Below are 640 nucleotides of genomic sequence, written 5' to 3' on the forward strand. Positions count from 1 at the left end.
TTATCAGGTGCACCCCATCAACAAAAAGTGCCTGCATCAGTTCTTTGCCGATATAACCCTTGTCTGCAAACAGCTTACCGTATATGTGCTTGAGAGAACTTTTGTCCTTGAGTGGCTCCCGGTCGTCCACATTTGCCTGGGTTATGCTGAAGTTGATGATTTCCCCCTTGTCGTTGATAATGATATGTAGCTTGAAACCATGGAACCACCCCATGGTCGATTTTCCCGTGGTGGCGATTCCGTCGAATCCCTTGTTACGCTTTATGCGCTTGTTCTTACAGACCCTTATCGGAGTGGAGTCAACAAAGGATATACCCGTGCACTGGCCAGGGCAACAGGTTTTTAGAAAGAGGGCCATTGGCATCAGGTTGGCCTGCATGAGTTCGGTAAACCTGTTATAGGATACCGTTTGAGGAAAATCATCCTTCATATGCACCTTCACATAATACTGATAAAAATGCTTGAACGTCCTAAAACCGCTCAACTGGAAGATGATGGAAATGGTAATGACCTCGCTCCTGGACATTATCGGTGGACGTTTGGAGGGGTTACCCAAAAGGTGGTTCTCGACGATCTGGTCATATTCTTTGCAAAATTCGTCCACAAAACAAAAAATTTCGGTAATTTTAGAATAGATTAT

1 protein-coding gene is annotated in these 640 nt (G+C 44.7%); it reads right to left on the reverse strand.

Translation table 11 applies throughout. The features are described from left to right. Positions 1-640 (reverse strand): IS982 family transposase (locus RM545_RS17490; RefSeq protein ID WP_311496573.1); only part of this gene is annotated, 640 nt, incomplete at both ends.

It is taken from the genome of Autumnicola lenta, from assembly GCF_031846515.1.
GTDB lineage: Bacteria > Bacteroidota > Bacteroidia > Flavobacteriales > Flavobacteriaceae > Autumnicola > Autumnicola lenta.